The following is a 26,662-nucleotide window of genomic DNA, read 5'->3' as shown; positions in this document are numbered from 1 at the left end:
ATCGCTGGCGCGATTCGGGAAGGGGGACGACACCGGTGGCCTGGCAAAGCCAGTTCCACGGTGTCCCTGGCGATGGCGCTGCGACCGTATCGACGGCTGGTGACGAAGCGGCTGCCTTCCCCGGCAGCCGCCAATCGAAAGGTTTGTGCTGTACCGCAGCCCTTTCGATTGGCACAGCGAAGGAAGACCATGGACTCCAACAGCAATATTGTTCTCAACGTCAACGGCATCGAGGTCATCTACAACCACGTGATCCTGGTGCTCAAGGGCGTCTCGCTGCAGGTGCGCGAGGGGTCCATCGTGGCCATCCTGGGAGGGAACGGGGCGGGCAAGACGACGACCCTGCGCGCCATCTCTAACCTTCTGCAGGGCGAGCGTGGTGCGGTCACCAAAGGCAGCATCGAGTTGCGCGGCGAGCGCATCGAAAACCTCTCGCCCGCCGACCTGGTGCAGCGCGGCGTGGTGCAGGTGATGGAGGGGCGGCACTGCTTTGCCCACCTGACCATTGAAGAGAACCTGATGACGGGCAGCTACACCCGCACCAGCAAGGCCGAGATCGCGGCCAATCTGGAGAAGGTCTACAACTACTTCCCGCGCCTCAAAACACGCCGCACGTCGCAGGCGGCCTACACGTCGGGCGGTGAGCAGCAGATGTGCGCCATCGGACGCGCGCTCATGGCCAACCCCAGCATGGTGCTGCTGGATGAACCATCGATGGGCCTGGCGCCGCAGATCGTGGAGGAGGTGTTCAACATCGTGAAGGACCTGAACACCAAGGAGAAGGTCACCTTCTTGCTGGCCGAGCAGAACACCAACATGGCCCTCAAGTATTCGGACTACGGCTACATCATGGAAAGCGGCCGCGTGGTGATGGACGGCGCCGCCAGCGACCTGGCCAGCAACGAGGACGTGAAAGAGTTCTACCTCGGCGTCGGTGGCGGTGAGCGCAAGAGTTTCAAGGATGTCAAAAGCTACAAGCGGCGCAAGCGCTGGTTGGCCTGACGAGCCCCTGTGGCGCTGCGCGCCTTCCCCCTCAGGGGGACGCACCCGGTGGCCTGGCAAAGCCAGTTCCACGGGTGCGCTGGCTGCGGCCACGCCAGTGTGGGCGGCAGCGCCCTGTTTCAGCAATAACCCACGACGCATTTACTCTCAATTTCATAGCTGCTTGCGCCAGTTGGATAAGCGCTAGAAGCCTATTTCACTTCAAACCACCTCACAAGGAACCCCAGGCATGAGCACGTTTTATGACGACCTGGAAACCCGCAGCCCTGGGGCGCGGGAAGCGGCGCTGATGGCGGCGCTGCCGCAGCAGATCGCCCATGCCCAGAAGGCATCGCCCGCGTTTGCCAGCATACTCGCGGGGGTGGATGCGGCGGGCGTGACCAGCCGCGCAGCCCTGGCGCATTTGCCCGTCACGCGCAAGTACGAGCTGCTGGAGCGCCAGCAGGCGGGCCGCGCCAGCAATGTGTTTGGGGGCTTCAGTGCGCTGGGTTTTGGGCCGGGCATGACGCGCGTGTTTGCCAGCCCTGGCACCATCTACGAGCCCGAGGGCACGCGGCCCGACTATTGGCGCATGGCGCGGGCCATTTACGCGGCGGGCTTTCGGCGCGGCGAGCTGATCCACAACAGCTTCAGCTACCACTTTGTGCCTGCGGGCTCGATGATGGAAACCGGCGCGCATGCGCTGGGTTGCACCGTGTTCCCCGGCGGCACGGGCCAGACCGAGCAGCAGGTGCAGGCCATGGCCGAGCTGCAGCCTGCGGGCTACATCGGCACGCCCAGCTTTCTGAAAATCATTGTCGAAAAAGCTGCCGAGATGGGCGTGGCGCTGCCCACGGTGACCAAGGCGCTGGTCTCTGGCGAAGCCTTTCCACCATCGCTGCGCGACTGGTTTGCCGAGCGCGGCATTGCGGGATACCAGTGCTACGCCACCGCCGACCTGGGGTTGATTGCGTATGAAACCTCGGCCCGCGAAGGCCTGGTGCTGGACGAGGGCGTGATCGTCGAGATCGTGCGTCCCGGCACGGGCGACCCGGTGCCCGAGGGCGAAGTGGGCGAACTGGTCATCACCACGCTCAACCCCGACTACCCTCTCGTTCGCTTTGGTACCGGTGACCTGTCTGCCGTGCTGCCCGGCACCTGTCCCACGGGGCGCACGGGCACGCGCATTAAGGGCTGGATGGGCCGGGCCGACCAGACCACCAAGGTGCGCGGCATGTTTGTGCACCCGGGGCAGGTGGCGCAGATCGCCAAGCGTTTTCCGCAGGTATTGCGAGCGCGCCTCGTGGTCAGCGGCGAAATGGCCAACGACCAGATGGTGCTGCAGGTCGAGACCACTGAGACCGCCGAGGGTTTGGCCCACCAGCTCTCGGACGCGATCCGCGAGGTGACCAAGCTGCGCGGCGAGGTGCAGATGGTGCCGCCTGGCACGCTGCCCAACGACGGCCGGGTGATCGAAGATGCGCGCAGCTACCGCTGACGCCTTCAACAGCGGGAATGCGCCACCACAAAAAAGCCGCATTTTTCACCCAGGGTTTTCCCTTGATTAGCTATTAAAAATATAGCTACTAACGCTTTATTTATAAGCGCAATAGGCTTTTTTTTCTTAAAACGAGAAACCACGCACGCTGCGGGCAACACGTATGGTCTGGCCAAAGTCCGTGGCTATCATCGCCCCGTCAATCAAAGGAGCATCCATGAAAAATCTGCTGAAACTCTCGCTGGCCGCCGCCGCAGTGGTCACCGCCTTCGGCGTACAAGCGCAAGAGTTCCCGTCCAAAGACAAGACGATCACGCTGGTGGTTCCTTACGCAGCGGGCGGCCCCACAGACCGCGTGGCGCGCGACCTGGCCGAAGCCCTGCGCAAACCCCTGGGTGTGAGCGTGGTGGTGGACAACACGGCCGGTGCTGGCAGCACCATCGGTACCGCCAAGGCGGCCCGCGCCACCCCCGACGGCTACACGCTGCTGCTCAACCACATCAGCATGTCCACCATGCCCACGATGTACCGCAAGCTGTCGTTCAACGTAGCCAATGATTTTGAGTACCTGGGCATCATCAACGATGTGCCCATGACGCTGATCGCCAAGCCCAGCATGCCCGCCAACAACTACAAGGAGCTGTCGGCCTGGATCAACCAGAACAAGGGCAAGATCAACCTGGGCAATGCGGGCCAAGGCTCGGCATCGCACCTGTGCGGTCTGATGTTCCAAAGCGCGCTGCAGGTGGACATGACCCCTGTGCCTTACAAGGGTACCGCCCCCGCCATCACCGATCTGATCGGCGGCCAGATCGATCTGCTGTGCGACCAGACCACCAACACCACGTCGCAGATCGAAGGCAAGAAGGTCAAGGCCTACGCCGTGACCACCACCAAGCGCCTCACCACGCCAGCCCTCAAAGACCTGCCCACACTGGCCGAGTCGGGTGTGAAGGACTTCAACGTGACCATCTGGCACGGCGTGTACGCGCCCAAGGGCACCCCTGCCGACGTGCTCAAGAAGATCAACGAAGCCATCAAGGTGGCCCTGAAGGACCCCGAGTTCATCAAGAAGCAAGAAGGCCTGGGCGCCGTGGTGGCCACCGACAAGCGCATCGAACCTGCTGAACACAAACAATTTGTGCAGTCTGAGATCAACAAGTGGGGCGCCGTCATCAAGGCCGCTGGCACTTACGCTGACTGATGCCTGCGCCTGGCGGCAACGCCAGTGCAGCACAAGCCACCGCGTCCACTGGGCCCGGTGGCTTTTTTGATTGGCGGCGGTACCACTGTTCGGGTAATCCCATCTGCCCGTGCCTCGCACACCCGCGTAGAACTGAGGCATGCGGCGGCTGCTGCAAATGCCCATAGATTCAAAAAGGACTAGCCCCATGACATCGCTGCACCGAGTCCACCCACCTGCAAGCTCCAGCGCACAAATCCAAGCCCGCAGCCAGGCGCGCAGCCGCCGCAAGGCCATGGCCCTTGCATTCACCCTGACAGCAGCGGGCGCCTTGGCGGTGGCTGCAGCCGCCTCGCTGCTCGTACCCGGCAATGCCCATGCGCAGGCTGCGCCCGGCTCAGCGGCTGGCTGGCCCAACAAGCCCGTGCGCATCATCGTGCCCTTTGCCCCCGGCGGCACCACCGACATCCTGGCGCGCGCCATGGCGCCTGAGCTGGGCCGCGCTTTCGGGCAACCTTTCATTGTGGAAAACCGCGCTGGCGCGGGCGGCAATGTGGGGGCCGAGGCTGTGGCCAAGTCTGCCAACGACGGCTACACCTTGCTCATGGGCACCGTGGGCACGCACGGCATCAACCGCGCGCTGTACGCCAAGCTACCTTACGACCCCATCAAGGACTTTGTACCCATCACCCTGGTGGCCGCCGTGCCCAACGTGATGGTGATGAACCCCGACAAGGCCAAAGTCCTGGGCGTGACCAACGTGCAGGACTTCATCAAAGCAGCCAAGGCCAACCCCGGCAAACTGAACATGGCGTCCAGCGGCAACGGCACCTCCATCCACCTGGCGGGCGAGCTGTTCAAAAGCATGACGGGCACCTACATGCTGCACCTGCCGTACCGAGGCTCGGGCCCCGCGCTGATGGACATGGTGGCGGGCAACGCCGATGTGATGTTCGACAACCTGCCCTCGTCCATGGCGCAGATCAAGGCTGGCAAGCTGGTGGCCCTGGCCGTGACCAGCAGCCAGCGCTCTGCCGCACTGCCCGATGTGCCCACGGTGGAGCAGGCTGGCGGCCCGGCCCTCAAGGGCTTTGAGGCCAGTTCCTGGTTCGGCCTGCTGGCCCCTGCGGGCACCGCCCCTGACATCGTCCATCGCATCCAGCAAGAGACGGCCAAAGCGCTGGCCAGCCCGGCCGTGAAAGAACGGCTCACCGCCCAAGGCGCCATCCCAGGCGGCAACACCCCGGCCGAGTTTGCGCGCCACATTGAGCAGGAACACCAGAAATGGGCGGGGGTGGTGAAGGTGTCAGGGGCGAAGGTGGATTGACCTGCTGCGGTGACAAGGCACCTGCGGCCCCTGTCACCGCAGGGGCTCTGCGGGCCCATGGCCCTGTAGTCCTGCAAATACCGCCAGTGCCGCCAGTCAACGAATTCGCGCACCTGCGGCAGACAGTTGGGACATCACAAACGCCTGCATGTCAGGGCCCAGCGTTCGGGTCGGTACGGTGATGAATTGCGCGGGCGACAGCAGCACGAGCCAGAACCCTTCGCAGCGCCACACCTCTTGCACCGCAGACCAGGGCAGCGCCGCCTTGCCTGCCAGGGATTCAACGGCGAGGCCTGTCTCGTCCACCCGGAGCTGCGCCACCGGCTCGCGCATGTCCCGCAGTTTGGCCAGCCCATTGCGGTAGTGAACGACAAAGACCGCCACCATCATCGCGCAGCCAAAGACCAACGTGGCCCCCAGCACCCCTTCCACCCAGCTGCGATGCCCCTGCGCCACCAGGTAGACCAGGAAACCGCCCATCGCCACACACACCCAAGGCAGGCGTAAACCCACCGTGCGCCGCCAGTACACAGCGGCGGCCGACCGGATCAGGGCTTTGTCGTAGCGAAGTTCGGCGTGGTAGGGCATGGTGGCAAAGGCGATGGACGGCTCCGTGCCATTCCATCATGGCATGACGCGCTTGAGGGCAGTTCTTTCAATGGACTAAGAACCTGTTCAAAGCCCTCAGACACCCCAGACCACATCACAGTCCTCTTGCAGGCTGCGGCGCAACAGGTCGATGAACGGAGCTGCACGCTGGCGCAGGCGGACTATGTCGCGGGGCTCGTCTTCCGGTGCGTTCGGGTCCGCCTCTGCGGCCTGTTGCGCGGCCTCGCGCAGGCGCGCTTCGTCAGCGGCCACGGCGGCCTCCAGAGCGGCCAGCGCGGCCGGGATTTGCGCAGCCGTCACGATGCCGTTGGGCGCTGGCGCTTTGCCAATGATTTGCAAGATCTGCCGCCCCTGGGGTTCCAGCAGGATGAGGTCGGCAGCGGCGCGGGATTTGAATTTGTAGAGCATGGCAAAGCACTCCAGGAGCAGGTTGGGTGTGGGGACGATCAGCCCCAAGCCTAACCGCGTTAGCGCTGCCGTCTGTCAGCACAGGCCGACAGGTTCTCAGGCCACACTTGCGGACGGCTCGCCATCATTTCGAACAAAAATAGCCTCCAGCGCACAAAATACGAGCGCTAGCAGCTATCAATTCAATAGCATTACATTTGCCGCTGGCGGTCTCCAGATGCCCAGGCCGCGCGCAGCCGGGGCACCACATTGCGCTGCCACAGGCCCAGCACCAGGGGCCCATACAGGATGCACACCAGCGCCCCGGCAATCAGCGGCAGCGCGGCAAACACCCAGCCGGTGAGCAGCTCGCCCCCCAGCGCCACACCCACCAACAGGGCCACGGCAGGGTTCACAAATGAGTAGCTGCCCGCCAATGCGGCCGAGGCGTTTTGCAACAGCCACAAGTAGGCATTGAGGGCGATGAGCGTGCCAAACACAACCAAGTACACCCAGGCTGCCCACGACTTGGCCGAGACATGCGCCAGCGCCCCCACGGACTCCACCCAGGCCGCGACAACGAAGCACAGTGCGCCGCCCACCAGCCACTGCGCGGCCGCAGCCATGGCGGGAGCAGGCAGCGTGAGCTTGCGCGACGCGTACGAGCCCACGCTCCAGCACAGCGGCGCACCAAAAGCAAACAAGGCGCCTTGCCAGGTGGCCGAGAAGTCGCCCTCCAGCGCCAGCAGCAGCGCGCCCACCACGCCGAGCGCCAGGCCCACCCAACTGGTCAACGGCACGCGCTCGCCGCCCCAGCGCGTCCACAGGGCCAGCCACATGGGCATGGTGGTGACCACCGTGGCCATCAGGCCCGATCCAATGCCCAGCTTCTGCGCCAAGCCGACACAGTTCATGGCGCCGAACACCATGAGCGCGCCCACCAAAGCTGCGTTGCGCCACTGCACGACCGAGGGCAGGGTGTGCCCCTGCCACAGCGCTACGAGCAGCATCACCCCGCCTGCGCACAAAAAACGGATGGCATTCATCCACAGCGGCGGCATGCTTTGCAGCGCAATGCCAATGGCGAAATACGTGGTGCCCCACACCACATACACCAGCAACAAGGCCAGCACCAGCGCCCCAGAGCGCCCCAGACCCCACTTGGACCCTTGCACATTGAAAAATGTCGGCATATTCTTCACCTGACCGAATAATTTATGGAAAACCAGCGGTTTCAGGAATTTTTACCGAATCACAGGCCTTATGCAAGCAAATATTCAGACAGACGACATGGACGCCAGAATTATTTCGGCGCTTGGTGAAGATGGCCGTCGCTCTTACGCCGATGTCGGGGCTGAAGTGGGACTGTCTACGGCGGCCGTGCACGAACGGGTCAAGAAGCTGCTGGACAAGGGCGTGATCCGGCGCTTTTCCATCAGCGTGGACCCCGACCGGGTGGGGTTGAGCTTCACCGCCTTTGTGGCGATCCGCAACGATGGCGGCATCCACTGCCGCGAAGTGGCCCCGCGCCTGCGCGCCATGCCCGAGGTGCAAGAGCTGCACAGCGTGGCGGGCGAATACGACTTCCTGGCCAAGATCCGCACCACCCACGCCCGCGCACTCGAAGACGTCATCTACCAAATCAAGGCCATTGAGGGCGTGGCCCGCACTACCAGCACCGTGGTGCTGAGCACCGCCTTTGAAGACCGGCCGCTGGACCTGGGCAAGCTGCAGCCCGGCAAAACCCCAACCCCGACGGGCACATGACCGCCCCTCGCTACACCCTGGCCTGGGCGCCCCAGCCCGGCACGCTGGGCTGGCTGGCGGGCAGCCACTGGCTGGGCCGCTGCGCCGCGCAACTGCGCACCCTGCCCCAGCTCGACATTGCCGAAGTGCCGCCCGAGGTGCTGCACCTGCTCACGGCCCGCCCCCGCCAATGGGGCTGGCGCGCCGCCTGGGCCCCCAGCTTTGCCCTGGCCGAGGGCGCAGACTGGCTCACCCTGCAAGCCACCGTGCACCGCCTGGCCACCCAATGGCAAACCATGGCCTTGCCCCCACTGCAGGTGGTACGCCACGCAGGCGTGCTGGCCTTAGGCCCCACCCCAGGCCACCGCGCCCATGCCGCGCTGAACGCCTGGGCCACCCAATGCCAGCAAGCCTTGCAGACGGTGGCGGCACCGCAACCCAACGATGCGGCGACAGACGACCTGCCCTGGACATTCCACCTGCCCCTGACCGGACCGCTACACCTGATACAGCCGCCGCTGCAGGATGTGGTGGAAGACGTGGCACAGCAGTTTTTCGCTGACCTGCCACCCCAGCACATCGACAGCTTGGCGCTGTTTTCACAAAAGCACCCGCAAGACGACTTCGTGCTGCTGGACCACTTTGAGCTGGCGCCCGCTACTGCAACTTCAACAGCAACTGAGCCCAACCCGCTATGAGCGTCACTTTTTTTCACAACCCCAAGTGCAGCACCTCGCGCAACGCCCTGGTCCTGGTCCGCGAGCGCGGTGTGGAGCCTGTGGTGGTCGATTACCTCAAACACCCACCCAGCCGCACCACGCTGCAAGCCCTGGTGGCCAGCAGCGGCCAGGGCGCGCTGTACCTGGTGCGCACCAAAGAGCCGCTGTTCAAAGAGCTGCACCTGGACGCCCCAGGCGTCACCGACGACCAGTTGCTGGACGCCCTGGCCGCCCACCCGGTCCTGCTGAACCGCCCCGTGGCCAGCAGCCCCCGTGGCACGCGGGTAGGCCGGCCTATTGAGGCGGTGCTGGAGATTTTGTAAAAGCGCGCTGAGCCGCATCAAGCCTGCGTCAGGCCGCCTCAGACCCGCATCACGCGCCAGGCAAGGCAGGCGGCCCCAGCGGCTCCAGCACCCGCGCCACCAACGCCTCCACACCACCGTCGTGTACAAAGCCCGCCGCTTGGGCTTGTGGTGTGTGCAACGGCGGCTGGCGGCCAAACACGGCCTCGATGCGCGGGTCGGGCGCGTAGGCAATATAGTCCTGCGCGCTACAACCCAGGTGGTGCGCTGCCGCCTGCACCACAGAGGCCACCGAAGCCTGCAACACCGGCGGCTGCCAGCAGCGGGCCGGGGTCATCGCGGCTGCGGGCAACCGCGCGGCATGCAGTAGGTTGTCCAGGCAGCGCTCCAGCGACATCCACCAGGCTGTGGCCTGGGGCGAGACGGGGCAGGTGTAGGCCTGCCGCCCCTGCAGGGCATGGAATATCTGGCTCATGAAGGCCGAGCCGTGGCCCGTTTCGGCCGGGGGGCGGGCCACCACGCCGGGAAGGCGCAGGCTGCAGGCATCGAGCTCGCCACGGCGGCTGTAGTCGGCCAGCAGCAGCTCGGTGGTCCATTTGTGGGTGCCGTAGCTCAGCGCGGGCTGCGGCACATGCGCCTCGGTCATGGGTCCTGTCCCCAAGGCCCCATACACCGCGACCGAGCTGGCAAACACCACACGCGGCGGCGCGCTGGCCCGCCCTGCGCGCACCGACTGGGCCAGTCCTTCGAGCAGGGCCACGGTGTCGAGCAAATTGGCCTGCACGCCCAACGCGGGCTCACGCTCGGCCAGCGCGCCCGGCACGCTGGCAAGGTGAAACACGCAGTCCGGCGGATCGTCGCGCAAGGCCTGCAGCAAGGCGGGGTCGGCAAAGCTGCCCAAGTGCCAACGCACGTTCTCCTGCAACTGCGCTTGCGGAGCACAGAGCGAGTCGGGCGCTGACGCAGCAACGCGATCGACCAGCGTGAGCCGTATCGGGCCTGCTTGCCCGAGGCTCTGCGGTTGTGCGCGCAAACGCTGCACCAGGGCCGCCCCCACAAAGCCCCCCGCACCGGTGATGACCACATGTTGCATCAGCGCCCCTTCGCACCATCAGCACCAGGCGCCACCACACGCTGGTGCACCAGGCCAAACGGGCCTTCACGCCCATCAGGCCAACGGGCCTGCATGCGCACGGTATCGCCGTAGCGCATGAAGGGCGTTTTGGCTGCGCCCTCGTCCAGGATCTCGATCACGCGCCGCTCGGCCAGGCAGGCAGAACCCGCATCACGGGACTGGTTGGACACGGTGCCCGAGCCGACGATGGTGCCCGCCGTCAGCTGCCGCGTGCGGGCCGCGTGCGCAATCAGTTGCCCAAAGCCAAAATTCATTTCGCCTCCATGGGGGTGACCAAACCATTGGCCGTTGGACTCCACATGCAGGCGCATATGCACCCGGCCACCTTGCCAGGCATCGCCCAGCTCATCGGGCGTCACGGCCAGCGGGGCAAAGCTGGTGGAGGGCTTGGCCTGCAAGAAGCCAAAGCCCGTCTTCATCTCGTGCGGACCCAGTGCACGCAGGCTCCAGTCGTTGATCTGCACGATCAAGCGCACGCTGGCCAAGGCCGTCTCTGGCGTCACCGCCATGGGCACCGCGCCGCAGATGACGCCGAACTCGCCCTCGAAGTCGATGCCATCGGCCTCGCTGGGCATAGGCACGTCGTCACAAGGCCCCAGAAAGTCATCGCTAGCGCCCTGGTACATGACCGGGATGGTGTCGAAATGCGGGATGGGCGGGGTGTTGAACGCCCTCTCCATCAAGCGGCCATGGTTGAGGAAGGCCGAGGCATCCAGCCACTGCGGGCTGCGCGGCAAGGGTGCGCTGCAGGCCGCTGGGTCGAACGCGAAGCTGCCAACGACAGTGCCCGCCTCCATCGCTGCGGCGCGCTCGCGCAGGGCAGGCTCCACGGCATCCCAGTTCTGCAAGGCCTCCAGCAGGCTGCCCGCTGTCGGCGCGGCATCGACGGCCAGCAGGCCGCTGGAAGAAACCAATACCAGGCGGCCATCCAGGCTACCGTTTTTCAAAGTCGCAAATCGCATCGTCAATCCAGTCAGGAAGAAGGTGTTTCAAGTCGCAGCCCAGCCGCCCGTAGGACGCTGGCATAGCGGTCGGTCTCTGCGGCCAGAAATGCGCCAAACTCTCGCGCACTCTGGGTGGGTGTGTCGGCAGTGCCCAGCAGTGCCAGCTTTTCGCGCAGCTCGGGCAGGGCCAGAATGCGCACGCATTCGGCGTTGAGCCGAGCGATCGCATCGGCAGGCATGGCAGAAGGCGCCAGCAGGCCAAACCAGCCCGTGACCTGAAAGCCCGCCAAGCCCGGCGTCTCGGCCACCGTGGGCAGATCGGCGGGCAAGGCCGCCGACCGCTGCGCGCCGGTCTGTGCCAGCAGGCGAACCCGCCCGTCCTTGACCATCGGCGCCACGGCCAGGGCGCTGTTGAACATCAAGTTGACTTGCCCAGCCGCTAGGTCGTTGAGGGCGGGCGCCGCACCTTTGTAGGGCACATGCAGCAGCTTCACACCGGCCTGCTGCGCCAGCATCTCACCCGCCAGGTGCAGCACGTTGCCGATGCCTGCGGAGGCATAGCTGACCTGCCCAGGCTGCCGCCGAGCCAACGCGAGCAGATCCGACAAGCTGCGAACCGGCCAGGCCGCAGGCACCGCAATGACCATCGGCCCAGGGCTGGCCACCAGGGCCACGGGCGCAAAGTCACGCTGGCTGTCATAGGGCAACCGGGGGTAGAGGCTGGCATTGATGGCATGGGCCGCACTGACCCACAGCAGCGAATGCCCGTCAGTGCTGCGCGCCACGGCCTCCGAGGCGATGATGCCGTTGGCACCGGCGCGCGACTCCACCACTACCGGGCTGCGCAGGGCCTGGCCCAGCTTGTCGGCCAGCAGGCGCGCCACCAGATCGGAACTTCCTCCCGCCACAAACGGCAGCACGATGCGCAGCGGCCGTGTGGGCCAGGTGGCCGCCCACGTGGCCCCAGGCAACGCCAAGGCACTGGCCACCAGGGCTCTTCGGCTCAGCATGCTGTGCATGTCTTCAACTCCCATCGCTGATGGTGGTGCCGCCGTCGACCACCAGGTTATGTCCGGTCACAAAGGCCCCGGCGGGGCTGGCCAGCATGGCGACCACACCAGCCACTTCGTGCGGCTCTCCCGCGCGCCGCAATGGCGTGGCCTGCATGCGCCGCGCCATGAAGGCGTCATCGGCCATCAACTGCTCTGCCAGCGGTGTGCGGATGAGGCCGGGCGACACGGCATTGACCCGCACGCCTGAAGGCCCCCATTCCACGGCCAAGTTGCGAGCCAATTGGGCGAGCGCAGCCTTGGTCAACCCATACAGGCCGATCGAACGGTTGCCGCGCAAGCCAGCGATGCTGGAGATCAGCACCACGCTGCCGCCGCCCCGCGCCGCCATGCCCGGCAGTACCAGCGCACACAAGCGCGCTGCAGCACGCAGGTTGATGTCAAACACCTGCTGCCAATCGGCGTCGCTGGTATCGGCCAGTGGGCCGGCTGGCCCCTGGATGCCAGCGTTGCAAACCAAGATGTCCAGGGGCCCCGATCGTTCGACCAGCGACACCAGATGTGACGGCACCCCCATATCGGCAGCGATGCCCGTAGCCATCGGCAACGATGCAGCGACCTGCTCACAGGCAGGCGCATCACGGTCGGACACCACCACGCGGGCGCCCTGGTCCGACAAGGTGCGCGCAATGGCCAGGCCGAGCCCCTGCGTGGCGCCAGTGACCAGTGCGGTGCGGCCGTGCAAGTCAAAGAGGCTCATTCGACCTTGATCTCCGCCTGGCGAATGGCGCTGGCCCATCGCTGCGACTCGCTCTGGATGAAATCGCCAAACGCTGCTGGCGCCAGTGGCGCAGGCTGCAGCCCCAACGGCCGGTAGCGGCCCAGCACCTCAGGCGACTGCAGCGCGGCCATAACGGCCTCGTGGAGCACCTCGACCACGGGTGCGGGTGTTCCGGCACGCACCATCACACCGTTCCAGCCGGGCACATCCAGATCCGCATGCCCCGCCTCGGTCAGCGTAGGAACCTGGGGCAGCACCTGCAGGCGCTGCTCACTCCCGACGCTGGCCAGCGCCCGCAACTTGCCTTCGCGCACCAGCGGCAGACTCGAAGCCACCACATCGCACATGAAGTCCAGGCGCCCGGCCATCAGGTCTTGCAGCGCGGGCGCTGCGCCCTGGTAGGGCACATGGGTCGTGCGCGAGCGCGTCTTCATGCGCAGCTGCTCGGTCCACACATGCGGCTGGCTGCCCTGCCCGTAAGAGCCGTAGTTCAGCCCATCGCCCGCAGCCGCTGCGCGCAGCAGGTCAGCCAGTGACTGGAACGGACTGCCCGACGGCACGACCACGACCAGGGGAGACTTGAACAATCGCGTCAGGGGCGCGAAGTCCTTGAGGGGGCTGAAGCTCAATTTGGAGTACAGCGCCGGGTACATGGCCAGCGGGCCAATGTCTGCGTACAGCAAGGTGTGGCCATCGGCGGGCTGCTGCTTGACATACTGGGCCGCCAGCTGCGCGGCGCCGCCCGGCTTGTTTTCCACCACCACGGCCTGCTGAAGATGCTCGGCAAGCTTTTGGGCCAATAGGCGGGACATTGCGTCGCCAAAGCCTCCGGCCGGGTAAGGCACCACCCAGCTCAACGGCCGCGAAGGATAAGGAGCCTTTGCCCAAGCCCAAGGAGCCAGGGCCGCAGTCGCAGCAGCGCCCAACCAGTCACGGCGCGTGTTCATGGCTGCTGGCTCGCTGGCACTGCAATGGAGGCATCAAACCGCCCATCCACCAGCACAAACAGCATGCGACAAGGCGCACCGGAACGGTTGGCCCAGGCATGGTTGGTGCCACGCTGCACCACCACACTGCCGGGGCGCAACTGCACTTCGCCTTCGTCCAGGACCAAGGTCAGTTCACCCTCCATCACCACGCCATAGTCCACCGACTCGGTGCGGTGCATCAGCGGATGCGGTGAATCGGCCTTCACCGTGGAAGCAGCAGCATCGCCCACCTGGCTGAAGGCGTCGTGCATGCGCGTTGCGCCGTGGGCCAGGAATTCGGGCGTGTCTGGTGGAATGTCCACAAAGCGGATGCGCGTGCCGCCGTGAGGTGGTGGCAGCACCAGCGGGCCAAGCGTCGGGTCCGAGCCGTTGTCCACGATGGCAGGCGATTGGGCGGTGCTCCAGACCTCATGGAACACCGTGCCTGGGATGGCCGCAATATCGACCACCGTAGGCAACGGCCCATCACTAGCGACCACGGCACGGCCTTGGGTGTTGTGGCCGGTGACCACGCGATGGATGACAGGAAATCCCATGGACAAACTCCTCAATCTTCAAAAATAGCGACCGCACGCGTCCAGCCCGCCGAGGCGCCGCGGATCTTGTGGGGAAAGCAGCTGATGGTGAAACCCGTGGGCGGCAGTGCCTCCAGGTTGTGCAGCTTCTCCAGGTGGCAGTAACCAATATCGCGGCCCGCCTTGTGGCCCTCCCAGATCAAGGCCTTGTTGCCTGTCTCTGCCACGCGCTGGGCGGTGTACGAGAACGGCGCATCCCAGCTCCAGGCATCGGTACCCGTCAGGCGCACACCGCGTTCGAGCAGGTACATCGTGGCTTCGTAGCCCATGCCGCAACCGGCGCCCAGGTAGTCCTTGTGCCCATAGCGCGAACCAGCCCGGGTGTTGACCACCACGATGTCGAGCGGCTGCAGGGTGTGGCCAATGCGGGCCAATTCGGCCTCCACATCGGCCGCAGTGGCCACGTAGCCATCGGGCAGGTGACGGAAGTCCAGCTTCACACCCGGCTGAAAACACCACTCCAGCGGCACCTCGTCGATGGTGATGGAGGGGCGGGTGCCGCCGTTCTTCGCATCCTGCGTAGAGTGAAAGTGCCAGGGCGCATCCAGGTGGGTGCCGTTGTGCGTGGTGAGCGTGACCCACTCGGCCGCCGCCGCTTCGCCGTCGGGGTAGTCCTCGGGCTGGGTGCCGGGGATCATGGCCATGAACTCGGGCAACGTATCGGCGTGCTTCTGGTAGGTGATCTTGGGCGCCAGGGGGGGCGGGTCAGAGAGGACATCGTTTTCCAGGTAGATGGAAAGGTCCACAAAGCGGCGTTGGGGTTTGGTCATGTCGGTGGGTACAAAGCTCACTCGGGCACCACGCCCACGGTGCGGGCGAGTGCTTGGTGAATCTGGATTTCGGATTGATAGAACTTTTCGAGCGCTTCGATCGACAGCGGCTCCTCAGGCTCAGTGCCATTGGCACGCAGGAAGCTTTGGACCTCTGGGTCACGCAGGGCTGCGCCGAAAGCTTGGTGAAGACGACGCACCGCTGGCTCAGGGGTATTGCGGGCCACCAGCAGCGCGCCCCAGGCGGTGTACTCAAAGCCCTTGAGCACCGTGGACTGCTGGTTCAGCGGTGCCACGTGCGGCAGCAGCGCAGGAGCCTTGGTTGCCGTGCTGCCGAAGGCGCGCAGTTTGCCCGTTTCCAGCATGTTCAGCGCCGAGCCCCCCAATGGCACAAAGGACAAATCAATCTGATGGCCCATGAGGTCCTGCACCAGCGGTGGCACACCCCGGTACGGCACGTGCACCAATGGCACGCCACACAGGCGCGCCCACTGGGCGCCCATCAGGTGGATCATTGAGCCTTGCCCGATGTGCCCGAAGGTCATGGGCTTGCCAGAGGCCGCCGCTTGCCGCGCCATGTCCAACAACTGCGCATGGGTGGTAGCGTGCATGTCGGTCCGGCCTGCCAGCACGTAGCTGGTTCGCCCGAGCGTGCCGATGGCGCGCATCTGCTCAGGCTTGTACCGGGCGCTGGCCAGCGACAGCGGGGTGAGGATGGGTTCGGTCTGAGAAGCCACGACCACCGTTGCACCATCGGCAGGCGCATTCAGCATGCGCTGCACACCGATGGAGCCTCCGGCCCCTGGCAGGTTCTCGACAACGATGGTTTGCCCCAACTCCCGCTGCATCACGGTCTGGAGCTTGCGTGCGAACACATCGCTGGGGCTGCCTGCAGGCTGGGGCACGATGAAAGCAATGTGACGGCCTGCCTGTGCTCTGGCCCATGGCGCAGCACCGGCCACTGCCGCCGCCACCAGGCAGGCGCGGCGGCTGAGCGCCTGCTGGTTTGGCTCGGACAATGCGCTGCGGCTCATGCCATTCCTTGCGCTGCCGCCGCCGTGCGAGGCGTGCGGTGGATGCGTGCAAACGCATACATGGCCAAACCGTCGATCACCAAAGCCGCCAGACCCAGGCTGCCATAGCCCCAGGCCTTGACCAGCGTACCGCCCAAAATGGGCCCAATGGCTGCGCCAAACATGAGCATGGCGGGGGTGGCGGCCAAAGCGCGGCCACTCGGGTCCAGTCGGGCCAACACACCAAAGGCAAAGGTGTGCGTGAAGATCATCACCGCCGCAAACACGGCCGCCGCAGCGGCATAGGGCCCGAACACGGTCGAATTCATGATCACCACCACCAGCAAGGCCTGCAGCGCAGGCCCCGCCAACAAGACACTGCGGGCGGCCCAGCGCTTTTCCAGCACGGCGGCCAGCACGGCCGGAAACAGGTTGACCACCCCCAATGCGATCAGCACGCCGGTGACGGCCTGCAGCCCATAACCCCGGTCGCTGCCCACACGCTCCAGAAAGCTGAACGTCATGGATTGCACCAACCCCATGGCCGCAATGCCAGCGACGCCCCACCAGACGGAGGCGGGCAATGGCGCAACAGGCGTCGACGAAAGCCCCGCACCGCCGAGCGTGTCAGGCACAGGAAACGCCAGCGCGGCAGCCACCGCACCCACCGCCATGACCCCAGCAAACACCTGAAACAGCACCGGCCCGCCCTGCTGAGCCACCAGCACGGGGGTGCCCCCCAGGAATGCGATGGCAAACACCCCCAGTGCCATGCCCACCAACGCGAACATGCGGTGGGGGTTCTGGCTGCGGGCAATGGTGCCGTGCGTCACGCTCAGCGCGGCACCCGCTGCAACCCCTGACGCCGCATGCAGCAGGGCCAGTAGTGAGAACTGGGTGGTGGTGGAGGCCACCGCAAAACCCACGGCAGCAGCAGTAAACCCTGCTGTAGCCACCATGCGTCCGGGCAGCACCTGAAAGAACGGCGCCAACACCAGGCTGGCCACCACCGCACCCGCCAAGAAGAGCGTGGCCAACAGGCCAGCCTGCTGCGGGTCAAAGCGGTACACCGATATCAGCGTGCCTACCCACACGGGCAGTGCAACCAGGTCGACCATGCCTGCGCAATGGCCCACCATCAAGGCCACACGGCCCCGCAAAGATTGGGTTGTGATCATGGCCACCTCGCTTCAGATGGGTTGAGACAAAGCCATGAGGGATTCGCGCATGATGCGCGAGTGCTCCTCCTTGTCGCCGCCCTCGATCTCGATTTCGCCCAGGCGCGCAGAGTTCTCCACCACCATGCGGCAACGCTCCCAGCGGCGGCTTTCAAAGGCGGCCAATGCGCTCGGCACATCACCCGCACTCGCCAGCTCATCGGCCAGCACCAGGGCATCCTCGATGCCAATACAGGCCCCCGATGCCAGGTGCGGCGTGGTGGCATGCACCGTGTCGCCAATCAACACCACCCGCCCAAGCGACCAGGGGCGTGGCATGAGCATCCCTTCCAAGGGGCGGTACACGATCTGCGAGTCGGGACCGATCTGGTTGCGGATGGCCTGGAGCGTGGGGGCCGTAAACCCGTCGAGCAACGCACGCAATCTGTCTGCAAAGGTGGCCGGGTCGACATGGTCGTTGGTGGGGCGCGGCTCGGTGACGAAGAGGTACATCTCGGTCTTGGAGACCGGGTTCACGCCCGGCTTGATCTTCGGCCCCATCCACATCGTGGCTGTGTCGACTTCTGGTGGGCGAGGCAGCACGGCACGCCACACCGCCTGGCCGCTGTATCGCGGCTTGGGCGCGCCTTTGAACACCGTTTCGCGCACTTTGGAATACAGCCCATCGGCCCCGATCACGAGGTCATAGCGCTGGCGCTGTCCGTCGGTGAAGGTGACCTGCACGCCATCGGCCTCCTGCTCTATCGCAGTGAACGTGCAGCCCAGGCGGACGTTGGCACCCGCCGCGCGCGTGGCCTCGGCCAGGATACGGGCCAGCACAGGGCGCATGATGGCGCCGCCGCCGGGGACATCAGCGCCAGCAATGCGTGGCGTGGGCAGCGTGGCCACCAAAGGGCCGTTGGGCAGGTGCAGATTCACCCCGTCCGAGGCGTTGCCCTGCGCCAGAAAGGTATCCAAAATGCCAAGGCGACGGAACGCCCGCAACGTAGCCCCCCCCAGGCTGATGCCTGCCCCATAGCTGCGCCAGCCGGGGTCGATCTCGACCAGGTCCACCTGCGCGCCCTGCTTGCGCAGTTCGATGGCCGCAGCCATGCCAGAAAAGCCACCGCCGATGACCAGAATGCGTTGGGAAGAAAGGCTCATGGTTTTGTCTCCTTGTGGGTTGCGAGGTCGATGTGGATGTCGCCGTTCGCTTGTAATGTCAGTGGCACCGGCGTGAGCGCATCGCCCAGGCATGGGCCCAGGGTGCACAGCCCGGTGGGGATGTCAAACAACGCACCGTGGGCCGCGCAAACGATGCGGTCCCCCGAGGCGTTCAGGTACTTGTCTTTGCGCCATGCCATGGGCGTGTCGTGGTGGGGGCAGGCATCGGCATAGGCATAGAGCCTCTGCCCCTGGCGCACCACGAGCACGGTGTCTTGCCCCTGGCGTGCAGGGTCAAAGCCACGCGATTCACCATCCGGCAGATCATTCCAGTGGCACAGCTTCATGGCACAGCGCTCAGTGCGGCGCGCCTGCGGGTGGTGGGCCAGAAGGCGCCCACTTTTCGCGGTGCTGGAACAAGAACAACTGCGAGGCGTCCGCACTCATCGGCACCTCGCGCGCAGCCCAGGTGGTGTCGTGCAGGTCCATGTCGGCGTCGTACTCCACATGGCAGCCCAGGGGCGAGTTGAAGTACCAGAACCAGTTGCTGCCGAACTTGTGGCGACCTGGCCCCCAGAAGCTCTGGTAGCCCTTCTCCACCAAGCGGGTGCCCGCCAGCAGCACCTCGGTGGGGCCGCCCATGTGGAAAGTGAAATGCTCGCATCCCTTCATGAACGCAGGGGTCTGGATCATGAACAGCGTATGGTGGTCTTGCGTGCCTGCCGGACGCAAGAACGGGCCCACCCCGGTAAAGCGGTCGGTGCACACAAACCCCAGACGTGCGTAAAACGCCTCAGCCTTGGCCACATCGGGAACGAAATACACCACATGCGACAGCGAGCGGGGCCGCGCCGCCATGTCGGGGGACAGGCCCAGGGCATTGGGCCCACGCTGTGGCGCGGCGCCAGGGGCGTTCACAGCTTCTGCAGGCAAGGCAAGGGCCTTGCGCACCGTGACCTGGAAGGCAAGGGCAAAGCCGAGGTCGTCGGTGGTGCGCAGCACGCCGCCCTGGCGCACCACCTGGCGATCGCGTGCCAGCTCGGTTTCGATAGCGTCGAGCGTGGCGGCATCTGCCACCCCGTAGACCGTCTCGCGCAGCATGCTGGCGGTGCCCAGCGCAGGTGGCAGGGCGGGGTCGTCTTTGGCGCGGACCTCCACGGCGGTGCCGTCCAGCGCCTCAAACCGCCCACCGGCAGCCGTGACGCCGACGGGGGTCAGCCCATAGTCCGTCAGGTACTGGGCGCATGCGGCGACGTCGTCCACGCCAAAAACCAGGGCGTCGGGTCCAATGATGTTCATCTGTCAATCCTTTTTGTATCGTTTGTGCGGGCAGGCTCGGGGCCTTTCAGGCCGTGCGGCCACCCAGGGTCTCTGCCACCCAGTCGGCGATGTAGTGGCCGGCGTTGATGCTGTTGTCAAAGCTCGCGTGCTGCGCTCCGCCTTCGCGGTCGGTGAACACCTTGAGCTCGCGCCGAGGGCTGTTGACCAGCTGCTCGTACGTGCGGTGCGCCCACTTCAGCGGGATCTGCGAGTCGCGCTCACCATGCGTGACCAGGAAGGGCACACGGATCTTTTCGACGACACCGTCCAGATGCACGTCCTCGGCAATGCGCATGAAGTCATCGACATCCTTAGCGCCCCAGACCCAGCAAACATGGGCCCAGTAGTGCGGCACCGGGAAGTCGCCTTCTTTTTCCAGACGGCGCTTTTGCACGTCGCGCCAATCGTGGTTGGCGCCCCAGGCCACACCGCAGGCGAAGCGCGGCTCCATGGCCACGGCGCGCGGGCAGTAGTAGCCACCCAGCGAGACGCCTTCGCAGCCGATCCGCTTCGGGTCGACCGCCGGGTGCTGCTCCAGCCAGTCCACCACCCGGCTGGCCCAGTGTTCAGCGTCAAAGCGCGCAGTCAGGCCCTGCAGCCGCAAAGCCTCACCCGTGCCGGGCTGGTCCACGACCAAAGACGACACGCCACGCTGCGCAAGCCATATCGGCAGTCCGACCAGATGCTTCATCTCCTTGGTCGAATCCAGGCCGTTGAGCTGCACCAGCAAAGGTGCACGCTCACCCGGCTGGAGGCCGTCAGCCGGGTAATACAGCGCAGACAGGTGGGTGCCCTCATAAGGAATCTCCACGCGCTGCACCCGATCACCCATCAGGTGTGAGCCCTTGAGGAACAACTCCAGTTCACGGCGATAAATGGCAATCCGCCCCGGGGCGTCGTGTGCCTGCAGACGCTCTGCGGTGATGAGATAGCTCGATGCGCGGCGGTATTTTTCGCCTGCCGAATACAGCCGACCCCGTGCTTCGTCTTCCTCGGCCAGGCCACAGAGCTTGTCGGCCATGCGGACCCAGGTTTCGCGGAACGCCTGGGTGCCCGCCGCATCCGGCGCCTTGGCGGCCTCTTGCAAGGGTGCACACATCTCCTCGATTTCACCGATGCGGGCGCCCATCTCGATGGCGAGATCGACGGACAGGTTCCAGACGTAGTTGGTGGGGAAGTACTTGAACATCTTCAAAGGTCAGGGTTGGGAATGGCGGGGGCGCGGCGTGATGCCGATGCCTGCGAAGAAAGTGACCGTGGCGGGGTCCTGGAAGTCGGGCACAAAGCGGAAGGCACGGATCTTTCCGTCCGAGATGCGCAGCACATCGCTGCCAACAATGCGCTCCACCCCAGCCTTTTGGTACAGCGCGCTGCGCACCTCCAGCTTGGCAGTGATCTCATCACCCCGGACCGCGACGGCAACCACAGTGATCTGCGCCTGGGGCTTGACCACGGTCTGGTCGATGTAGAACGCCAGACACGCCGCGTTGTCCATCTGCGCAGTGCAGGCGGGGTAGTCCGATCGCTCGACGTCGGCCGCAATGAGCGATCGCACGGCAGGCATATCAGCCGCGTGCACCGCCTGCACATAGCGGTTGAAAACGGCCACCGGATCGGTGGGCTGCTGCGCCTGGGCCAAAGCACAGACCGCCAGCAGCGCTGGGGCAATGAGGTGTGGATTTTTCATGGTGACAGTGCCTGGCTGCGTGGCCCTCTCAGTGCTTGACCCACAGGGGAATGGTCACCCCGACGCCCAAGATGTTGTTCTTGGTGGTGTTGGTCGCGTACACCCCGCGCTGGTAGTTCAGGCTCACGCTGTAGCGGCCTGCGTTGTAGTTGAGCGATGGGCCCAACGCAAAGCTGCGCGCCCGGTTGCCCTGGATGGTGTTACCGCCCTGCTGGTCGTCGCTGAACTGGTTGAGGTACGAGCCGACCACGCCCATCTTCCAAGGCCCGGTGTTCCAGCCCGCCGTGAATTCGCCAACGTAACCACGGCCCGAGCGGTAGTGGGTGGTGCTGTTTTCGCGGTTGATCAGCAGGCGGTTGATGACACCAACGTCCAGACCGTTCGGGTCGTTGTGGCGAAAGCCCAGCACCGGCTGGAACGAGGTGTAGCCCGTGGAGACGCTGGGCCGAGTCGGGTTGTAAGAGCCGTTGGACAAAGCGATGTCCAGACCGGCAACAGCGTACGAGCGATCCGACACCGCCCAACGCAACACGGCAGGCGACACCGTGAGGTTCGCTACCCCGTTGTGCCGCTCACTGTGGCCCGCCACATCGGTGTGCAGCGACACCGCCGGAATCACCAGTTGCGAATACAGGCGAGCCCCCAGCACAGTGGTGTCGTACCCCGCCAGCAAGCGCGTGGTGGCCGAGAACGTGCCCATCTTGAAAGGAATCGGCCGCTTATCCCCCTGGTTGTCGTACAGGCCCTTGGACGAGGTGTAGTGCAGCTGCTCCAGCACAAACAGCCCGGCAATCGGCGGAATGCCAGCCACATATTCACCGGTAGAGCCCACGGGAAACGGCGAGACGCCACCTTCGAAAGCGTGGGCGCTGTGGGCACCCACCAGACTCAGCAACATGCAGCCCGCAGCCTTGCCGGCGCGGGAAAAAGCGGTTTTCATCTTTGTCTCCTGATTGAACGCTGCCAGCTCAGCCTGGGCGTTCTTTTTTTGGGGTTGGGCGGCGGCGCGGGCTGCGCCGTGCGCAATCCATGCCACCTTCTGCATCCAGCACCTTGCGCGGTGTGCGCCTGTGCTGGAACAGGGGCTAGATTAAGATTTGCCTTTACCTAGATCAAATGGATTGATTCCATTTGCTGTATTGATCCCGCGAATAGATCAAGTACAAACCCTGATACGCACCCTCATCGCAAGGGCACCATTCAAAGGGGCGTATCAGGCAAAAAGAGCCCCACCGGAGACAACAAAGCCCATGCGTTTCAACAAGCTTGATCTGAACCTGCTGGTCGCACTGGATGCGCTGCTGACCGAGCAAAGCATCAGCCGCGCGGCCGAGAAGACGCACCTGAGCCAGTCCGCCATGAGCAATGCGCTCGCCCGGCTGCGCGAGTATTTCGAGGACGAGTTGCTCGTGCAGGTGGGCCGCAAGATGGAGCCCACGACGCGCGCCCAATCATTGAAGGACCCAGTGCGCGACATCCTGGTGCGGGTGGAAGCCAGCGTCACCGCACAGCCCCAGTTCATTCCAGCGCAGTCCACCCGGCTGTTTCGGTTGCTGATCTCAGACTACACCTTGATGACGCTGGTGCCCCATCTGCAGCGGCTGGCCTACAAGCAGGCGCCTGGCGTGCGGTTTGAACTGCGCCCACAGGCCACCCAGCCACAACGCGCGCTGGAGCGCGGTGAGGCGGACCTGTTGATCATTCCGAAAGATTTCTGCTCCACCAGCCACCCCTCGGAATTGCTGTTTGAAGAGACGTTCTGCAGCGTCCTGTGGAGCGAAAGCCATCTGGCGTCTGGCACGTTGACCGAAGACCGCTACATGAGCGCAGGCCATGTGGTGGTGCAGCCTGGCGACGGCGTGGCCCTGACGGATTGGTTCATGCAGCAGTCGTCCATCAAGCGCCAGGCAGAGACCAGCACCTTCAGTTTCTTGTCGCAGGCCAGCCTGGTGGTGGGCACACACCGCATCGCCACCATGCACCGCCGACTGGCCCTGTTGGCCGCACGCTTCTTGCCCATCGCCATCCGCGACCTGCCGGTGCCCATTCCGCACATGCAGCAGGTGGTGCAATGGCACCAGCACCGCACCACAGACCCCGGCCTGGTGTGGCTGCGGGCGCTGCTGCGCGAGGCTGCGACGGCCATGGACAGCCCGCTGCCGCCTGGCACGCCCGGGTAGGAAAAATCAGCCCGGCAGCACCAATGCCGCCCGCGCCTTGATGGCAGCAGGCCGTGCGTGACAGCCTTCCAGGTGGTCGTTGACCAGGCCCATGGCCTGCATGAAGGCGTAGACCGTGGTGGGGCCGACAAAGCTCCAGCCGCGTTTTTTGAGGTCTTTGGACAAAGCCACCGACGCTGCGGTGGACGTGAGGGTGCGCGCGGCCTCCAGCGTCAGCACCGCTGGCCGGTCGGCCGCACAGGGCTCGTACTGCCACACGTAGCGGGCCAGCGAGCCAAACTCGCGGCGCAGCTCCAGCACGCGGCGGGCGTTGTTGATGGTGGACTCGATCTTGCCCCGGTGGCGCACGATGGCGGCGTCCTGCACCAGGCGCTCCACGTCGGCCTGATCGAAGGCGGCCACCTGCTCGGCGTCGAACTGGGCAAAGGCGGCGCGAAAGCCCTCGCGCTTGTTCAGGATGGTCAGCCAGCTCAGGCCCGACTGAAAGCCCTCCAGGCAGATTTTTTCAAACAAGCGCCGGTCGTCCGTGACCGGGAAGCCCCACTCGTGGTCGTGATAGTGGCGGTACAAGGGGCTGGCCTTGCACCACGCGCAGCGCGCTCGGGCGGTGCCGTCGGCATCGTGGGCCGCATCGGCCACCAGGCCTGCGGGCAGCGCCGGTGCACCGGCGGGGATCTCGGTCGTGGTGGGGTCGGTCATGTTCCACATTCTAGGAACGCACCGCGCCACGCTGCTGACACACGGCCGCGCCATGTCGTACCCTTGCCCCATGCGCCTGCGTTTTCGCTTTTCCCGTCCCCGATGTGTCGCCCTGGCCTGCGCCCTGGTGCTGCCCGCCCTGCTGCTGGGCTGCGCACAAACACGCGATGCGCTGGGCTACTACTGGCAGTCGGCGCACGGCCACGCCCAGTTGATGGGCGCCGCCCGGCCGCTGGACGACTGGATTGCCGAGCCCGACACCCCGCCCGCCCTGCGCGCACGCCTGCAACTGGCCCAGCGCGCCCGCGCCTTTGCGGTGGCCGAGCTGCACCTGCCCGACAACGCCAGCTACCGCCGCTATGCCGACCTCAAGCGCCCCGCCGCGGTGTGGAACGTGGTGGCCGCGCCGCCCGATGCCCTCAGACTGCACACCTGGTGCTTTCCGGTGACGGGCTGCATTGGCTACCGGGGCTACTTTGCCCAGGCCGATGCGCAGGCCGAGGCCGACCGCCTGGCCGCCCAGGGTCTGGAGGTGGATGTGTACGGCGTGCCCGCCTACTCCACGCTGGGCTACATGAACTGGGCCGGGGGCGACCCGTTGCTGAGCACCTTTGTGGGCTGGCCCGAGGGCGACTTTGTGCGCCTGCTGTTCCACGAGTTGGCGCACCAGGTGGTGTACGCCCAGGGCGATACGGTCTTCAACGAATCGTTTGCCACGGCGGTGGAGCGCCTGGGCAGCGCCCTCTGGATGGCCGAGCACAGCACCCCCGAGGCCCGCGCCGCCCTGGCCGCCAGCGAGCAGCGCCGCGCCCAGTGGCGCGCGCTGACCCGCGCCACGCGCACCGAGCTGCAAGCCATTTATGACCAAAACAAGGCCCCAGGGCAAGGTACAAAAGCGCTAGCAGCTATCAAAAACGAAGCAATGCAGCGCTTTCGTGCGGGCTACGCACAACTGCGATCGCAGTGGCTGGCGGCCGCGCCCCCCACAGCCAATGCCGCCAGCACCCAACTGGCGGGCTACGACCGCTGGGTGGCCAAGGCCAACAACGCCAGCTTTGCCGCCCAGGCCGCCTACGATGAGTTGGTGCCCGCCTTTGAAGCCCTGTTCGAGCGCGAGGGCCGCGACTGGCCCCGGTTTTATGATGCCGTGCGACAACTCACCCAACTGCCCCAGCCCGAGCGCCACGCCGCGCTGCGGGCCCTGACCCCACCCAAGGAGAAACCCGGTGTCTGACCTTCACATCCAACGCGACCACCAACTGGGCCTGCCCCAAGCCCGCGAAGTGGCGCGCACCTGGGCCCGCAAGGCCGAGGAAAAATTTGACATGGAATGCACCTACGAAGAAGGCGACACGCAGGACACCCTGACCTTCACCCGCGCAGGCGTGAGCGGCACCCTGGTGGTAGACGCCCAGCAGTTCGAGATGACGGCCAAGCTCGGCTTCCTGTTCACGGCCTTCAAAGACCGCATCGAAGCCGAGATTGGCGGCCAGCTGGACGCGCTGCTGGGCACGCCCAGCCCCACCTCGCTGGCCTGAGGCGCACGGCATGCCCACGCCCCACAGCGTCCTCATCAGCGAAGTCGGCCCGCGCGATGGGCTGCAGTCCATCGCCACCACCATGCCCACCGCGCACAAGCTGCGCTGGGTGGATGCGCTGGTGGCCGCGGGCCTGCGCGAGATCGAGGTGGGCTCTTTCGTGCCTGCCAAGCTGCTGCCGCAAATGGCCGATGTGGCCGAGGTGGTGCGCCACGCCGTGGCCCGGCACCCGCACACTACCGTGATGGCGCTGGCCCCCAACCTGCGCGGCGCCGAGGCCGCGCTGCAGGCCGGGGCGCACAAGGTGACGCTGCCCGTGTCGGCCAGCGCGGCGCATTCGCTGGCCAATGTGCGCAAGACACCCGCCGCCATGGTGCAAGAGCTGCTGGCCGTGGTGCAAGTGCGGGCCGCTGAGGCACCGCAGGCGCTGATTGAAGTGGGCCTGTCGACCGCCTTTGGCTGCACGCTGCAAGGCGAGGTGCCCGAGGACGACGTGATCCGCCTGGCCGTGCAATGCGCCGAGGCGGGCGTGGACGAGGTGGGCCTGTCGGATACCACCGGCATGGCCAACCCGGCCCAGGTGCGCCGCCTGTTCACGCGCCTGCGTGCCGAGCTGGGCCCCAAGGCGGGCGCGGCCCACATGCACAACACGCGCGGCCTGGGTCTGGCCAACTGCTTGGCCGCCTACGACGTGGGCGTGCGCACGTTCGACGCCTCACAAGGCGGGCTGGGCGGCTGCCCCTACGCGCCCGGGGCCTCGGGCAACGTGGTCACCGAAGACCTGGTCTTCATGTTCGAGGCCATGGGCATTGCCACAGGGGTGCACTACGAGCGCCTGCTGGCCGCACGGCAAGCCCTGCAGACGGGCCTGCCCGAAGAGCCCCTGTACGGCATGACCCCGCTGGCGGGCCTGCCCAAAGGCTGGCAGCCTGCGGCCTGACCCTGCCA

The 26,662-nt window shown here is 65.6% G+C and carries 31 protein-coding genes; 11 read left to right on the top strand and 20 right to left on the bottom strand.

The genetic code is table 11. The annotated features are described in order from the left end of the window. Nucleotides 1–189 precede the first annotated feature (189 nt). A complete protein-coding gene (locus tag C8C98_RS10185) occupies nucleotides 190–1,002 on the top strand; it encodes an ABC transporter ATP-binding protein (protein WP_121454165.1) in 813 nt (270 codons plus the stop codon). 229 nt (nucleotides 1,003–1,231) lie between these two features. Then, entirely contained in the window at nucleotides 1,232–2,479 is a 1,248-nt protein-coding gene (locus C8C98_RS10180; protein ID WP_121454164.1) for a phenylacetate--CoA ligase family protein, read from the top strand. Between the two features lie 5 nt (nucleotides 2,480–2,484). Here the strand turns inward: C8C98_RS10180 and C8C98_RS22060 are convergent, their stop codons facing one another. After that, nucleotides 2,485–2,622 (bottom strand): hypothetical protein, encoded by a 138-nt coding sequence (locus C8C98_RS22060; protein ID WP_233574505.1) that lies wholly within the window; start codon nucleotides 2,620–2,622, stop codon nucleotides 2,485–2,487. A 74-nt stretch (nucleotides 2,623–2,696) separates the two neighbouring features. Between C8C98_RS22060 and C8C98_RS10175 the strand changes: the two genes are divergently transcribed. Both C8C98_RS10175 and C8C98_RS10170 read left to right on the top strand, forming a co-directional pair. Continuing rightward, complete coding sequence (locus tag C8C98_RS10175; RefSeq protein ID WP_121454163.1) at nucleotides 2,697–3,683, top strand: tripartite tricarboxylate transporter substrate-binding protein; 987 nt, start codon at nucleotides 2,697–2,699, stop codon at nucleotides 3,681–3,683. A 274-nt stretch (nucleotides 3,684–3,957) separates the two neighbouring features. After that, complete coding sequence (locus tag C8C98_RS10170; protein WP_121456179.1) at nucleotides 3,958–4,989, top strand: tripartite tricarboxylate transporter substrate binding protein; 1,032 nt, start codon at nucleotides 3,958–3,960, stop codon at nucleotides 4,987–4,989. A 96-nt stretch (nucleotides 4,990–5,085) separates the two neighbouring features. Here the strand turns inward: C8C98_RS10170 and C8C98_RS10165 are convergent, their stop codons facing one another. From C8C98_RS10165 to C8C98_RS10155, 3 genes are all read right to left on the bottom strand, one after another. Beyond that, the gene (locus C8C98_RS10165; protein ID WP_121454162.1) at nucleotides 5,086–5,577 is read right to left on the bottom strand and encodes a YcxB family protein; all 492 of its coding nucleotides are present in this window, start codon (nucleotides 5,575–5,577) and stop codon (nucleotides 5,086–5,088) included. A 96-nt stretch (nucleotides 5,578–5,673) separates the two neighbouring features. Then, entirely contained in the window at nucleotides 5,674–6,006 is a 333-nt protein-coding gene (locus tag C8C98_RS10160; protein ID WP_121456178.1) for a DUF1840 domain-containing protein, read from the bottom strand. A 191-nt stretch (nucleotides 6,007–6,197) separates the two neighbouring features. After that, nucleotides 6,198–7,178: an EamA family transporter gene (locus tag C8C98_RS10155; RefSeq protein ID WP_121454161.1), complete on the bottom strand. Its 981-nt coding sequence runs from the start codon at nucleotides 7,176–7,178 to the stop codon at nucleotides 6,198–6,200. Between the two features lie 97 nt (nucleotides 7,179–7,275). On the opposite strand from C8C98_RS10155, the gene C8C98_RS10150 reads away from it, so the two are divergent. The 3 genes from C8C98_RS10150 to arsC are packed head-to-tail and all read left to right on the top strand — an operon-like array spanning nucleotide 7,276 to nucleotide 8,773. After that, a complete protein-coding gene (locus C8C98_RS10150; RefSeq protein WP_121456177.1) occupies nucleotides 7,276–7,752 on the top strand; it encodes an Lrp/AsnC family transcriptional regulator in 477 nt (158 codons plus the stop codon). After that, the gene (locus C8C98_RS10145) at nucleotides 7,749–8,429 is read left to right on the top strand and encodes a DUF1045 domain-containing protein (RefSeq protein WP_121454160.1); all 681 of its coding nucleotides are present in this window, start codon (nucleotides 7,749–7,751) and stop codon (nucleotides 8,427–8,429) included. Before C8C98_RS10150 ends, C8C98_RS10145 begins: the two co-directional genes overlap by 4 nt. Next, the gene (gene arsC, locus C8C98_RS10140; protein ID WP_121454159.1) at nucleotides 8,426–8,773 is read left to right on the top strand and encodes an arsenate reductase (glutaredoxin); all 348 of its coding nucleotides are present in this window, start codon (nucleotides 8,426–8,428) and stop codon (nucleotides 8,771–8,773) included. The genes C8C98_RS10145 and arsC overlap by 4 nt, the downstream gene beginning before the upstream one ends. A gap of 49 nt (nucleotides 8,774–8,822) precedes the next feature. On the opposite strand, the gene C8C98_RS10135 is transcribed toward arsC, so the two are convergent. The 15 genes from C8C98_RS10135 to C8C98_RS10065 form a co-directional block, all read right to left on the bottom strand. Continuing rightward, complete coding sequence (locus tag C8C98_RS10135; protein WP_121454158.1) at nucleotides 8,823–9,845, bottom strand: NAD-dependent epimerase/dehydratase family protein; 1,023 nt, start codon at nucleotides 9,843–9,845, stop codon at nucleotides 8,823–8,825. Further along, complete coding sequence (locus tag C8C98_RS10130) at nucleotides 9,845–10,849, bottom strand: fumarylacetoacetate hydrolase family protein (protein WP_121454157.1); 1,005 nt, start codon at nucleotides 10,847–10,849, stop codon at nucleotides 9,845–9,847. Before C8C98_RS10130 ends, C8C98_RS10135 begins: the two co-directional genes overlap by 1 nt. 11 nt (nucleotides 10,850–10,860) lie before the next feature. Continuing rightward, on the bottom strand, nucleotides 10,861–11,841 hold the full coding sequence (locus tag C8C98_RS10125) for a tripartite tricarboxylate transporter substrate binding protein (RefSeq protein ID WP_158600159.1): 981 nt from the start codon (nucleotides 11,839–11,841) through the stop codon (nucleotides 10,861–10,863). 13 nt (nucleotides 11,842–11,854) lie between these two features. Continuing rightward, nucleotides 11,855–12,601, bottom strand: a complete 747-nt coding sequence (locus tag C8C98_RS10120) for an SDR family NAD(P)-dependent oxidoreductase (protein WP_121454155.1) — start codon at nucleotides 12,599–12,601, stop codon at nucleotides 11,855–11,857. Next, on the bottom strand, nucleotides 12,598–13,434 hold the full coding sequence (locus C8C98_RS10115; RefSeq protein ID WP_233574504.1) for a tripartite tricarboxylate transporter substrate binding protein: 837 nt from the start codon (nucleotides 13,432–13,434) through the stop codon (nucleotides 12,598–12,600). The genes C8C98_RS10120 and C8C98_RS10115 overlap by 4 nt, the downstream gene beginning before the upstream one ends. Nucleotides 13,435–13,565: 131 nt before the next feature. Further along, the gene (locus C8C98_RS10110) at nucleotides 13,566–14,147 is read right to left on the bottom strand and encodes a cupin domain-containing protein (protein WP_121454153.1); all 582 of its coding nucleotides are present in this window, start codon (nucleotides 14,145–14,147) and stop codon (nucleotides 13,566–13,568) included. A gap of 11 nt (nucleotides 14,148–14,158) precedes the next feature. Beyond that, nucleotides 14,159–14,956 (bottom strand): cyclase family protein, encoded by a 798-nt coding sequence (locus tag C8C98_RS10105; RefSeq protein WP_121454152.1) that lies wholly within the window; start codon nucleotides 14,954–14,956, stop codon nucleotides 14,159–14,161. 17 nt (nucleotides 14,957–14,973) lie between these two features. Further along, nucleotides 14,974–15,990 carry a tripartite tricarboxylate transporter substrate binding protein gene (locus C8C98_RS10100; RefSeq protein WP_121454151.1) on the bottom strand — a complete coding sequence of 339 codons (1,017 nt, stop codon included), beginning with the start codon at nucleotides 15,988–15,990 and terminating at the stop codon, nucleotides 14,974–14,976. Then, complete coding sequence (locus tag C8C98_RS10095; protein ID WP_121454150.1) at nucleotides 15,987–17,147, bottom strand: MFS transporter; 1,161 nt, start codon at nucleotides 17,145–17,147, stop codon at nucleotides 15,987–15,989. The genes C8C98_RS10100 and C8C98_RS10095 overlap by 4 nt, the downstream gene beginning before the upstream one ends. A 12-nt stretch (nucleotides 17,148–17,159) precedes the next feature. Then, nucleotides 17,160–18,290 (bottom strand): FAD-dependent oxidoreductase, encoded by a 1,131-nt coding sequence (locus C8C98_RS10090; RefSeq protein ID WP_121454149.1) that lies wholly within the window; start codon nucleotides 18,288–18,290, stop codon nucleotides 17,160–17,162. Further along, the gene (locus C8C98_RS10085; protein WP_121454148.1) at nucleotides 18,287–18,637 is read right to left on the bottom strand and encodes a Rieske (2Fe-2S) protein; all 351 of its coding nucleotides are present in this window, start codon (nucleotides 18,635–18,637) and stop codon (nucleotides 18,287–18,289) included. The genes C8C98_RS10090 and C8C98_RS10085 overlap by 4 nt, the downstream gene beginning before the upstream one ends. Nucleotides 18,638–18,647: 10 nt before the next feature. Then, entirely contained in the window at nucleotides 18,648–19,589 is a 942-nt protein-coding gene (locus tag C8C98_RS10080; protein ID WP_121454147.1) for a VOC family protein, read from the bottom strand. 46 nt (nucleotides 19,590–19,635) lie between these two features. Then, nucleotides 19,636–20,799: a S9 family peptidase gene (locus C8C98_RS10075; RefSeq protein WP_121454146.1), complete on the bottom strand. Its 1,164-nt coding sequence runs from the start codon at nucleotides 20,797–20,799 to the stop codon at nucleotides 19,636–19,638. Nucleotides 20,800–20,808: 9 nt separating this feature from the next. Then, complete coding sequence (locus C8C98_RS10070) at nucleotides 20,809–21,297, bottom strand: nuclear transport factor 2 family protein (RefSeq protein WP_121454145.1); 489 nt, start codon at nucleotides 21,295–21,297, stop codon at nucleotides 20,809–20,811. Between the two features lie 28 nt (nucleotides 21,298–21,325). Next, a complete protein-coding gene (locus C8C98_RS10065; RefSeq protein ID WP_121456176.1) occupies nucleotides 21,326–22,237 on the bottom strand; it encodes a transporter in 912 nt (303 codons plus the stop codon). Between the two features lie 310 nt (nucleotides 22,238–22,547). On the opposite strand from C8C98_RS10065, the gene C8C98_RS10060 reads away from it, so the two are divergent. Next, nucleotides 22,548–23,477 carry a LysR family transcriptional regulator gene (locus C8C98_RS10060; RefSeq protein ID WP_121454144.1) on the top strand — a complete coding sequence of 310 codons (930 nt, stop codon included), beginning with the start codon at nucleotides 22,548–22,550 and terminating at the stop codon, nucleotides 23,475–23,477. 6 nt (nucleotides 23,478–23,483) lie between these two features. Here C8C98_RS10060 and C8C98_RS10055 read toward each other — a convergent pair whose 3' ends face one another. Beyond that, nucleotides 23,484–24,176 (bottom strand): DNA-3-methyladenine glycosylase I, encoded by a 693-nt coding sequence (locus C8C98_RS10055; RefSeq protein WP_121456175.1) that lies wholly within the window; start codon nucleotides 24,174–24,176, stop codon nucleotides 23,484–23,486. Between the two features lie 70 nt (nucleotides 24,177–24,246). Here C8C98_RS10055 and C8C98_RS10050 point away from each other — a divergent pair, with 70 nt between their 5' ends. The 3 genes from C8C98_RS10050 to C8C98_RS10040 are packed head-to-tail and all read left to right on the top strand — an operon-like array spanning nucleotide 24,247 to nucleotide 26,654. Continuing rightward, nucleotides 24,247–25,410 carry an aminopeptidase gene (locus C8C98_RS10050; protein WP_121454143.1) on the top strand — a complete coding sequence of 388 codons (1,164 nt, stop codon included), beginning with the start codon at nucleotides 24,247–24,249 and terminating at the stop codon, nucleotides 25,408–25,410. After that, the gene (locus tag C8C98_RS10045; protein WP_121454142.1) at nucleotides 25,403–25,714 is read left to right on the top strand and encodes a polyhydroxyalkanoic acid system family protein; all 312 of its coding nucleotides are present in this window, start codon (nucleotides 25,403–25,405) and stop codon (nucleotides 25,712–25,714) included. The genes C8C98_RS10050 and C8C98_RS10045 overlap by 8 nt, the downstream gene beginning before the upstream one ends. Before the next feature lie 10 nt (nucleotides 25,715–25,724). Continuing rightward, entirely contained in the window at nucleotides 25,725–26,654 is a 930-nt protein-coding gene (locus C8C98_RS10040) for a hydroxymethylglutaryl-CoA lyase (RefSeq protein ID WP_121454141.1), read from the top strand. Nucleotides 26,655–26,662 lie beyond the last annotated feature (8 nt).

It is taken from the genome of Acidovorax sp. 106 (assembly GCF_003663825.1).
GTDB lineage: Bacteria > Pseudomonadota > Gammaproteobacteria > Burkholderiales > Burkholderiaceae_C > Acidovorax.
The sequence above is the reverse complement of the archived record's forward strand: the minus strand, read 5'-3'. Positions and strand labels throughout refer to the sequence as shown.